Genomic DNA, 11,663 nt, shown 5'->3' with positions numbered 1-11,663 from the left:
AAAATAGAAGCATCTCTTATGTACCACTATTCTATTTTTCATTCATATTTACCTATAAATTACTACTAAGAATAATATTATCAAGGGATATTTTCAACTACTACTAGGCCAAAAACGGAAAAATCATACCATTCTACAGCACCTTTAAGAAAAAACCTTTCCGGAGCACGGAAAGGTTTTTTCTCAAGGAATACTCAAATTTCCTATTAATCGCTAATTGCTTTTTGGGACAATTTTGTTATATTCTTGTCATATAGTACAATTCATTTAAAATTCAATTCCTGGCTGCGCTTGAATACCTTGCTTATAAGGATGTTTGATTTCTTTCATTTCTGTAACCAAATCTGCCTTTTCAATTATCTGAGGCCTAGCGTCTCTGCCAGTCAAAACCAAATGCAGCAAGGATGGCTTATGATCTATTAATTCCAACACATCTTCCACCGCTACAATGCCAAACTTCACAGCATAATTAATTTCATCAAGAATAATCATATCCCATTCGCTTGATTGAATCGCTGCTTTCGCTGTTGTTAGTGCTTCAACTGCTGCTTGACGATGAACTGACATTTTATCATCTGAAGAATTTTTCAAAAAGCCTTCCCCCATCTGATGCATTACAAAACGAGGACCTAGTTGTTCCGCAGCCTTCAATTCGCCATATATCCAATTGCCCTTGATAAATTGAATGACTAACACCCTAAGTCCTTGTCCCCAGGCGCGCATCCCCATGCCAAGCGAAGCAGTCGTCTTCCCCTTACCATTTCCCGTATGTACAATGACTAATCCATGCTTTTCCATCACTTTTATTCTCCCTTCATTTAAACTGCTAGCATCATAAATTCGACAAAGAAGAACTTAATATTTTATCTAAAACTGATACTGGACGCCCCATTGATAATTGCGGCCTGGACTCGTATAATAGGACCAACCACCATAAGGACCAGATCCATCCGTATATTCTGAATAGTATTTATTGAATAAATTATTTACTTTAAAGAACGCTTTAGTATCCTTGGTCATCTGATAATTTATTGCCGTATTCCATACCCAATAGGTACTGCACGGCAAATATTGAGGTGCACCTATATAGTCATTGCCTTGTAAATGAACATCCCATTTATCCTGCTGATAATTTACGCCGATATTCCAAACACCGCCGGGTGTACTTGCATATTGGCTTACTGTCGTCTCTTTAAGGTGTGTATACCCAACAAACGTACTCCATGCTTTTGACCATTGTTTATTCAATTGTGCATCCCAGCCATGAATGATATCATTATCAATGTTTTCATACGGGTCAGAACCATACGGCGACGGAACATTAAATTTGTTTTTACTACTGGTTTCAAAAATATGTGCTGACGCAGTCAAGGTCTCATCAAATTTATGATTCACACCTGCCTCTGTTGTATGGCCTGTTTCTGCTTTTAAATTTGGATTTCCATGTGCCCCATCATATAATTGATAAAAATTAGGTGAAATAAAGTATTCTTTATAAGCAATATAATAATTGGTATGATCATCTTGTGTATATCCTAAGTTGAAACTGGGAGTAGCATGATTTCCATAATTGGAATTGTTATCATTGCGAATCCCAGAAGTCAGTTTCCACTGATTAGATAAATTCCATTCATCCTGTAAATATACTGCCCGGTCTGTTATGGTTTTCCCGTTAATAGGGCTATTATCTGCCGAAGAAGAAGAATCTTTATAATGAACCATCTCATCCTGATAAATATCAAAACCGGTTGTTATCACATGATCTTTACCGACCTTTTGCGTATACTGATCCTGAATTCCTCTTGTCTTTGTATCTAGCAGCCATGAATAACCACCATTAAAATAAGTGTTCACCTTATTTCGATTCGTATAAAAAGTCAAAGAGTTAGATGAATTATCTGAAAATTTATACCTGTAATTAACTCTCCACTTGTAATTATCATCTGATCCTGTGTTCGGACCATAATAGGAATACAAGAAATTATCTTTATATTGATCGTAACTCATCGTAATATCGGATGCATCATTGATTTTTTTGGTCAGTTTGAAGGTATTAGTAATCGCATTCAAATGAGTCGGAAGTTCATTACCATGTCCGTCCTTATAATTTCCAGAAATGTCCTTTTGACTAGTAATTAACCAGCTATAATCACCGGATTTTCCCTGATTAGACAGGGAATAATTTTCTTTATCATAACTTCCCCCGGACATTGTCAATGTCGTTTTATTCGTTTCCGCTTTACGGGTAATAATATTGATAACACCGCCTTGCGCATCTGAACCGTAAAGAGTCGAAGCAGCTCCTTTCAGCACTTCAATTCTTTCAATGCTATCCATAGAATTAATTAATCCGGCAGGAAATCCACTGCCATTCACATTGACCCGGACACCGTCAATTAAAACCACAATATTTTTAGAACCGTTGATACTAACGCTGTTCGAATAGGCCGTACCTACACCATTGCCATAATTATTAATCCCAACTCCTGGCACACTACGTAAAGCTTCTGTTAAATCCTGATAGTGATTTGTTTCGATTTGTTCCCTTGTAATCACCGAAATGTTCGCATTGGCTTCAAACTGTTTTACAGGTGTTTTCGTTGCCGTAACCACTACTTGATCAAAAGAATAATCGCTTTGTTCTGCGGCATACCCAATTCCTGTTGCCGGCAATAGCAAGGCACTACTTACGAGAGCACATAGCATTGCATGGCTTTTTTTGTTCATTGTTCTTTTTTTTAGCATCATTTCTCCTCCTCAACAAATACTCTTCAAAATAATCACCTTGTGGGAAAAAATAAAACAGCCATCCATAACTATCGGAAGGCTGTTTCTGAGAAATCCATTTAAAATTAAATCCCGGCTACAAAATAGCCGGGAAGGAAAATCAAATAGAACGCTCTGCGTATCCCCTCCCCATCGCTCGTGGGTACAAATGGTGATTATGAAATAGGCAGTTCTCCTGGCTCTGGATCATTGTTTGCCCAAACCTTCCCAAGACAGCTTGTCTCAGTGGTAAACCTTGGGTTTCTCCCCATTACAGTGGCGGGACCGCGCCGGCGTGTTACCGGACTTCCCTTTTAAGCCCTTTCGGGCACCTATTTGATCATTATAAAATTTTCAAAATAATATAATTACATAAATATTCTAGCACTTCATGGAAAAAGAATCAAGCTATACCTGCCTTATCCACTTTTTTGAGCCTGCAATTTGCAATGTCTGTTGCTGTTGCTGTACTTTTCGTGCCCATTCTTCCAAGGAAAGCTGCATAAATTCATGAACCAAAAATTCATATACAAATGATGCGTACGTATTTCACGTCAAAAGCCTGTTTTAACTGTAACAGATGATTGCGTTCCAATATGGATCGATCCATTTGATAATTAGTTGTTAGCCATAAAGTGTTGTCGATTAATTTCAGCGAAGCTAATCGTTCCATGCATTGAGTAAATGCTTGTTCTCCCATCAATGATTTTAATTTTTCTAGTTTCGATATCAAGTGAGGCTGATTTTTGACAATACGTTCCGTTAAGGGCGTCAGCGGAACTGTATCGATAAGATTCGAAGCTAAATCCGGATTATTTTTAATCTCTTCAGGAACTGAAAAAGAAAATGAATTTGACATGAATTAATTCCTTCTTTCTTATAAAAGTATTTCTTATATACCACTTTATCATTCATTATTTACCTAGATTTACTCCTAAAAATAATATTATCAACGATATTTTCAGCTACTACTAGGCCAAAAGCGGAAAAGTCATAGCGTTCTACAACACCTTTGAGTTAAAAATCTTAACCCATTTTTACCGGATTATGACTCATTAAAATTTTGCTTTATAACCTAAACTATAATTAAATGGCGTGTAATAATATTCCGAGCTTTGATGCGAAATGACATCATCACGGTCTAAGACATTATTTGCTGTGAAGAAGATGTCCTGTTTTTTATCTATCTCGTAATCAACATTGAAACTCGTCATAAGATAAGGCTTCTGACCATAGGAAGCAGCCGAACTCGGTGTCATAACACGGTCAGCTAAATAACTTTCCGTAAGAGTGGCACGCCACTTATCTTTTTGATAGGTTACGCCACTATTAACTTGCCAGCGGCCATAGGTCCTGTCCCAATAGGGTTTAGCCGTTGTTTTGGACTGTGGATTACCATAAGTGACACCCCAGTTATAACTCCAGCCGTCAGTTCCTTCAATATTACAACTTAGCTCAATTCCGGTATTTTTCAAGTCTTCATTGGTATATTGATATTGGTCTGTTGTCGTGATATTTTGAGAAGTGATATTGTCTTTAATATAATAATTAAATAAAGCTACCCGCCATTGATGATGATCACTGTTTTTCTTCCAGCCTACTTCATAGTGCATTCCTGTCTGCGGTTTCACGTTGGGATTCCCCACCATTAAACTACTGCTACTGCCATAAATTTGGCTAAAAGTTGGCATTTTAAACGATTGACCCGCACTGGTATAAATACTTTCGTTTTCGTTAATTTTATGAATAAATTGACCTTGGGAACTAAAGTTATCATAATTTTTATCATTCGGCGCGCCGCCGGTCCAAGTCTCACGCCCACTGAGTATCATCGTGTTGACGTCATTAAAAGGCTGCTCCCACTGACCATAGACCGAATAATTATTCCGTTCATAATTTAAACTTTTACTGACATTCGGCAAATAATACTCATTTTGATAGGTAAGACCAAGTAATAACTTATTCGCATTAATCTGCCAATCTTGTTGTAAATCCAAGCCATAAGTTCGGTTTTTTTCCTCCGTATCGGTATATTGTGGATAATTTTTGATACTGCCTGCGGAAGAATAACTATCGACGCCCAATGTTTCAAGATTTTTATCATTATAGTACACGGTACCTTTTACATGATCCTGATGATACTGTAACTGCACTAAATTCTTGTTATCGTAATAATTTCGAGTATATCGGGTTTTATCTGCCAAATTACTTGCATACCCTTCGCCAAAACAATAATTATACCGGGACTTTGAATCACTATGATCGTACAATAAGGATAATGCTGTATCGAAATTATAATTAAATGAATAATTATTGCGTTCTAAACCAGCAAAAATATTATACATTTCTTTGCCGCTTGTTACATAAGAAGAGGCTTTACCCGCATTACCCCATTTTTCATAATTATAGCCCATGCCTAATTTACCCATCTGTAGATTTAAATCATAGTCCTGTTGACCGTAATTCCCCTCTGACACCGTAATGGAATTTTGCCGTTCTTTTTTCGTAATAATATTAATGACTCCGCCGGTAGCCTCGCTGCCATAGAGTACAGAACCCCCTCCTCTGACAATTTCAACACGTTCTACATTTTCCAAAGGAATATCTTCTAAATTATATAAACCTCTTATATTGATCGGTGTACCATTAATCAATACCAAGGTACCGCTATATACGCCTCGCATAATCACTTTACTTGTCATTGTACCCTGAGAAGCCCCTGAAGCGCCATAACCAGAATAAACGAAACCCTCCGTTAATTTTAATGCTTCGAGAACATTTTTCGCTCCAGTCTCCTGTAATTTTTCGCCTGAATAAACACTGGTCGTTGCTGGTGTGTCCACATCACGTTTTTCATAACGTTGCGCCGTTACAAGAACTGGATCTAACTTATCATCTGGTGCATTACTGGTTTTTACTGTATCAGCACTCGCTGTACCTGATAATAGAGCTGTGCTCAAAGCCATTGCAGTAAGTTGTATTTTTACTCGGTTTTTATTCGTTTTAGTAATAACCATATTTAAATAGTCCCCCTTATTTCTATCCTATCATTCATCTGTATTTATAAAAAATCACATTACAATTATTTTTTCTCCAACATAATCAGCTTATATTCACCAATCACCTGCCCGTCATCAAGTTGAAGCGGCGCTTCCACCCCGGCGACACAGCGGCCGTCCGAACTTATCGCCACACCCACGCAAGGCCCGGTTGTAGCAACGGAATCCTGTAATGCTGCGTCAGGCAGCGATACAATATAAAGGCCATGAATACTCGGATCCTTAGTACGCACATTGCGGCCAACGGCTAGTACGGCATGTTGCTCATTCACAACAAGTTGTTCAATCATTCCCCCGAATTTTAAGCGATTCACCAATTCACCTGTCTGATCAAAAACAAATAAGCTGTTGGAACTGGGATGTTCAATCGGCGTTGGCAGCTGCCAATTGGCCCGGTTGTAAGTGTTACCTGTAGTAAACAAAAATTCTCTGCCGATGGTTTTCAAGTAATTACCGCTTGTATTCATGTAGACGCCACCAATTTTTTGCGGCAAACTCACCGTACGCTGCCATAATAACTGTCCCTGAGTTCCGTCATATAAGAAGCAGCGCCCATCGCTCGCAACACCAGCGACAAGAGAGCCATCCGACGTAACTTCAGGGCTGCAACGCATGGTCACAGTTTCGTAAGGATAAACCACATCGGGTTTTTGCGTCCACAGCACCTTTTTCAATTGACCATCAAGACAATAAAGAATATCCGTGTATTTTAGTACTTTGCGGTTATCCCAGTTAGCTGTACCGAAGCAGACTTTGTCACCCCTTTCATCTACACTGACCCATCCCGCCCAGGCATCCATATTTTCTTGTTCTGGAAACATCGCCAGCCGGTTACCGTCTGCGTCGAACTGATAAATTCGACTTTTATATTCATTATGACCGTCGGAAAAACGAATATAGCGTAATCCAGCGGCATAAATTTTTCCGCTTTGATCTGTTTTAATACTGACAATTCCGGGATAGGTCTTATCCTTAATGCCGACACCAAGTTCACTTACACTGGCCTGCCGCCATATTTCGCGGCCGTCATTGACATCAAGACAAAGTAAACAGCCTTCCTGACTGGTTTCGCCAATTAACAAAGAACGATTATCTCGGGTAAATTCTAACGCTGAAATGGTGCCAAGTCCTAAATTTTTCCGCCATAATAGCTTTCCCGTAGCGGAAAACATGAGCAATTCACCATTATCCGTTCCCATAGCCAACTCGCGATTATCCGGTGAAAATTGAATAAACCCTTTCGTAAATCCCATGCGCTGATAATTCTGTACTTCTACTTTTCCCAAAGAAATTTCAGCGGTTTTTCGATAAAGCCCTTGCTTAGAATCAGATGATGCAACAGTCGACGAAAACATACTGCCAGAGCCGCCAAAAATATGTAAAGCAATGGCCCCCATCGTTACGGCAAACAGGCCAAACAGCAAAGCGGTACGGATTTTTTTCATTTTTTCCTCACATCCATACTTTCATCAGATCGTATAAAACACGCCAAGCTGGAATATAAATCAGACCATTAAATTGCAAAACATCCATGATTTTTAATACACCCATGCTGACTATCACAAGAATGAAACCGTAGCTAAAAAGCTGCTCTACCTTTGGCCAATTTTCCATATCAATACGATGAAATCCACGTCCAAAACCGCGACTTTCAACGGAAGAAGCCAGCGTGGCAGCCCGGCGCAGCGTTCTTGCCAGTATTGGAAATAAAGTTTGAAACGCCGTTTGAATGAGATGGCGCGGTGAGATCGTTCGAAAAGGCTTAAAACCCCGTAATCGCTGGGCCGTGAGCACAACCGATGTCTCCTGGAAAATCACAGGAAGAAAACGAATGCTAGTAATCAGCATAAATGCCAATTCATACGGCATTTTCCAGGCCATAAAGCTGCGCAATAACTTTCTGGGATCGGAAGTCCACGTTAATAAAAGACCCAATGAGAGCATAATTCCTGACCGTAATGCCTGGACTGCCCCATATTCCAATCCCTCCCGATAAACAAAAACGCCGCCTGTTAGCTTTCCAATGATAGGTACGGTCGGTGCAATCAGGCAAGCCACAATGGAGCGTGGTTCCTGACTATAAAATAACGCCTGGCTGGCCATGGATCCCCAAATTCCCAGCAAAGTAAACAGCACCAAAATCCGCCAACGTCCCAAGGATGAATGGGCCAATCCATGCATAACTAAAGTAAGGCAAAACAAAATGAACAAAGAACGGGAACTGTCAATTAGGAGCGAAACAATCGCAAAACAGCCAAGCAACATCAGTTTGGTGCGAACGTCTAGTTTATGAAACAGCGTATGGTCCGGCGTAGCTTCCCACACCTTCCTGTCGTACATAATCGACCACCTCCTGAACGGTCACAGCCTGACCATCATATAGATTTTTCGCCGTAAGCAAAGCAGAAGGCGCTTTTAATCCATTTTCCCGTAACAGGGCTTCTTGAGAAAAAACAACCTGCGGTGTATCATCGGCGACAATTTTTCCTTGTCCAAGCACAATGATCCGGTCGGAAAATCGCGCCGCTACTTCCGTATCATGAGTACAAAAAATGACGGTTCCTCCCTGAACTGTATACTCTTTTAACAAAGCGACAATGTCTTCAATATGACCAATATCCTGGCCTGTCGTTGGCTCATCCAGAAGCAAAACAGGCGGCTCAGCAGAAAGTACCGCAGCGATTGCGACCCGCAGTCGCTGTCCACGGCTTAAGGCAAGGGGAAAATCATTTTCGAGCCCGCGCAGTTTTAATGCGTCCATTAATTGCTCGTAGCGAAAAGAATATCCGACCTGTCCGTTTTTTTGTTGCAAGGAAAAGGTCACTTCCGCGGCAACGGATGAATTGAAAAGCATTAAATCCGGATTTTGCAGTACCATCCCCACGTTTTGATTCATACCGTGAATGATTTGCCCCAACACACGTACCTGCCCCTTCACCGGTTTGAGCAAGCCGCCGATTTGGTGCAGTAACGTCGACTTTCCTGCCCCGTTCGTTCCCATCAAAGCCACAAATTGCCCCTGCGGAATCCTAAGTTCAATATCTTGCAAAATCATTCGGCCTTGTGCTTCATATTGAAAGGTAAGATGATTGATTTCTACTGCTGCCAAAGGCAAAGAAACAGCATCAGGCCTTATTTCTTTCGGTGTACAATGCCAGGCAGGCACCTGATACTGTTCTTTAATAGCCTGTACCGTATCGTTTACGGATGCGGATCGGTTCAAAATTCCTAAACCGTAACAAATATCAATGGTTTGAGGCAGCCGAAGTCCCTGATCATGAAAAAACGCGGCCTTGCCATAGGCTTCTTCCCGTGTTCCCTGCCACAAAATTTTACCATCCGCCATAATCACAACGTGACGACATAATGGCAGCACTTCATGCAGCCGATGCTCAACAATGACAATGGTCATATTGAGTTCCCGATTAAGCTTTTGTAATAAAGACAAAAGCTCGGCTGCTCCCTGTGGATCCAGTTGACTAATCGGCTCATCAAGCGCTAATATCTTGGGCCTCGCCGCAAGTACCGACGCTACAGCCAAACGTTGCTTCTGGCCTCCCGACAAAGCATAGATACTTGAGTCTCGCTGGTCATATAGACCGACCAACCGCAAAGTTTCGTGTACACGAGACTGAATATCTACGGCACCCATCCCCATATTTTCCAAAACAAATGCCGTTTCATCAAATACTGTTGTCGAAAAAATCTGATCATCGGGACTTTGAAATACCATGCCGACAGATTGACTTAAATAAGCAATAGTGCAGTCCCGAGTATTTTCTCCCGCAACAAAAACATCGCCAGTCAATAGCCCCCCGCTTTCCTGTGGAATGAGCCCATTAAGCGTTTTTAGGAGAGTACTTTTCCCGCAGCCTGTTGCGCCTGTAAGCAATACAAAATCGCCTTGCTCTATCGTAAGAGAAATGTGAGAAATACTGGGATCCTGTCGTTGTCGATAGGTAAACGATACATCCTGCCATTCGATCAGCTTTGCCATAAAGTTAGTCCCCCCCGACTTTCGACAATCGCTTGCCTAACAAAACGCCGCAAAACGCTCCGATTGCCGTATAGACAAGTCCGTTAACAAGTAAAATCAATTCAATATACCAATCCGCATAATACATACGATAGAGTACAGACATCGACTGAAGGGATACATAAATTGATAAACAATCAGCTGCCGCACAAATAAATGCCAATAGGGCCATTTTGGGCACCGGAATCTTATCGCCTGTCTGTTGCGACTGTAAATACCGGTACATCCCACTCCCATAGAGAAAGCTTTCCAGAAACAAAGCATGAATCCCATAGGACAAAAAAGTGATCGGCGAAAACTGTCCAAATGCCAACATACCAAGTAACATGCGAATAATGGATATAAGGGCAATCACACCGGTATAAGGAATTAAAATAACCAGCGACATAACAATCATATAGAGAAAAACACTGCTAAATAGCCCGCTGATTACAAAACCAAATGGACCAAGTAAAATATGAAAAAGTTCACCAAACAAGGTAGAAGGCACATTCACAACGGCAAAAGCCGCCGCACCAAACAAAGCAATCGTTACCAACCAGCGCGTCCTAAAAGTCCGAAGAATACGTTGGAATCGACAAGCCGCAAAGAAAAGTCCGCCGGCTAATAAAATCACTGCAAAGCAAACCACACCAGCCGCTCGGCTATCCTGCTTAATAATCTTAATTGGAATTTCTTTTATTACAGTTGAATCCATTTCATCCGCGATTGTCACCTGTAATAAATAATTGCCGCCACTGCCAAATAACTGTTCATCGGCATAAACAGGCAGACGAATTCTTTGTTTCGCTTCACCCGTTAAAGCGGCAAAAGCAACCAAGCTGTTCTCATGACCGCCCAACGCTCCGGCCTCAGCATTTTCTCCTGTCGTACTTGGTGTAAACAAACCAGGTATCGGTTCATGCGTGTAGGCATCAAGCAACATCGTGGTAATAACAATCAGTTTTTGTTGCCCCGCCGGATTTGTTAGATCCAGTCCCATATGCGTAACAGGGTGAATGGCCTCCATTTCCTGATTGGTCGCTCCTTTACCTTGTAACACATTTTTATAATAATCCCAGCGTCGATCCCTTAATACAATGGTACTGCGATTCAATCGATCATCTGTCTTACCATCTTTGTCCAGCGGTAACACGACAGAATCAATGGTAAAGGCCGTATCTGCCGGAATTTCCCTGGTACCGGAAACTGCGATCACCAGACGCTGAACTTGATCACCAGCCCGAATCAGGACGGGATAGTTGCCTGGTACTACATCGTCGTTCACTTTAAGCGGAATCAAATCAAACCATTGGCTATAACCGCCGGACAAATTGATTTGACGCTGAAGCTGGCATAGCTCCCCTTGATTCATGACTTGCCAATTTTGCTGCGGGTGAATAGGTAAAAAGCCTGCCGGTAATTCAATAGAAGCTGTAAGCTGCTTATCCTGCAGTCCTAAATTTTCAACATTAAAAAATGCTTGAATCTGTTCACCTGGTATGACAGATTCTTTTTCTTTTCCCAAATAATAAGGAATTTGACAGGACAGCGAAATTTCACTTTCTTGTGCAAAACCGTTTGACATGGAAAAAAAGAACAGGAAAATGGCACTACAGCCCCAAATCAAATATTTGATTAGTCCTTTGTTTACCTTCATCAAAAACATGTGTCGCACTATTCACTTTCTCCTATTATTCGTATCAAAACAGCAACTATCATGTACTAAAACTTTGACCTATATGTCAGATGGAAAGAGCGTGGCATAACATAGTAAGCCGGTGCTGTTGCAGTAACTTTGTCATTTGTTGTAATATCCCTGC

The 11,663-nt window shown here is 41.0% G+C and carries 8 protein-coding genes and 1 riboswitch; all 8 genes read right to left on the bottom strand.

Going from position 1 to position 11,663, the window contains the following annotated elements:
- Nucleotides 1-267 precede the first annotated feature (267 nt).
- Nucleotides 268-798 carry a cob(I)yrinic acid a,c-diamide adenosyltransferase gene (cobO, locus tag Ga0466249_RS06760; RefSeq protein ID WP_215828782.1) on the bottom strand — a complete coding sequence of 177 codons (531 nt, stop codon included), beginning with the start codon at nucleotides 796-798 and terminating at the stop codon, nucleotides 268-270.
- 69 nt (nucleotides 799-867) lie between these two features.
- Nucleotides 868-2,748, bottom strand: a complete 1,881-nt coding sequence (locus Ga0466249_RS06755) for a TonB-dependent receptor plug domain-containing protein (protein ID WP_246588527.1) — start codon at nucleotides 2,746-2,748, stop codon at nucleotides 868-870.
- Nucleotides 2,749-2,935: 187 nt separating this feature from the next.
- Nucleotides 2,936-3,117, bottom strand: a riboswitch (cobalamin riboswitch).
- Nucleotides 3,118-3,289: 172 nt separating this feature from the next.
- Entirely contained in the window at nucleotides 3,290-3,625 is a 336-nt protein-coding gene (locus Ga0466249_RS06750; RefSeq protein WP_215828682.1) for a hypothetical protein, read from the bottom strand.
- A 196-nt stretch (nucleotides 3,626-3,821) separates the two neighbouring features.
- The gene (locus Ga0466249_RS06745) at nucleotides 3,822-5,783 is read right to left on the bottom strand and encodes a TonB-dependent receptor plug domain-containing protein (protein ID WP_215828681.1); all 1,962 of its coding nucleotides are present in this window, start codon (nucleotides 5,781-5,783) and stop codon (nucleotides 3,822-3,824) included.
- A 65-nt stretch (nucleotides 5,784-5,848) separates the two neighbouring features.
- Nucleotides 5,849-7,270 (bottom strand): outer membrane protein assembly factor BamB family protein, encoded by a 1,422-nt coding sequence (locus tag Ga0466249_RS06740; protein ID WP_215828680.1) that lies wholly within the window; start codon nucleotides 7,268-7,270, stop codon nucleotides 5,849-5,851.
- A 7-nt stretch (nucleotides 7,271-7,277) separates the two neighbouring features.
- Nucleotides 7,278-8,165 carry an energy-coupling factor transporter transmembrane component T family protein gene (locus Ga0466249_RS06735; RefSeq protein ID WP_215828679.1) on the bottom strand — a complete coding sequence of 296 codons (888 nt, stop codon included), beginning with the start codon at nucleotides 8,163-8,165 and terminating at the stop codon, nucleotides 7,278-7,280.
- A complete protein-coding gene (locus Ga0466249_RS06730; protein WP_215828678.1) occupies nucleotides 8,113-9,822 on the bottom strand; it encodes an ABC transporter ATP-binding protein in 1,710 nt (569 codons plus the stop codon). The genes Ga0466249_RS06735 and Ga0466249_RS06730 overlap by 53 nt, the downstream gene beginning before the upstream one ends.
- A 4-nt stretch (nucleotides 9,823-9,826) precedes the next feature.
- Nucleotides 9,827-11,518 carry a hypothetical protein gene (locus Ga0466249_RS06725; protein ID WP_215828677.1) on the bottom strand — a complete coding sequence of 564 codons (1,692 nt, stop codon included), beginning with the start codon at nucleotides 11,516-11,518 and terminating at the stop codon, nucleotides 9,827-9,829.
- Nucleotides 11,519-11,663: the final 145 nt, after the last annotated feature.

The organism is Pelorhabdus rhamnosifermentans (assembly GCF_018835585.1).
Lineage (GTDB): Bacteria > Bacillota > Negativicutes > UMGS1260 > UMGS1260 > Pelorhabdus > Pelorhabdus rhamnosifermentans.
Note: the sequence above shows the minus strand (reverse complement) of the source record. Positions and strands in the feature narration are given on the sequence as shown.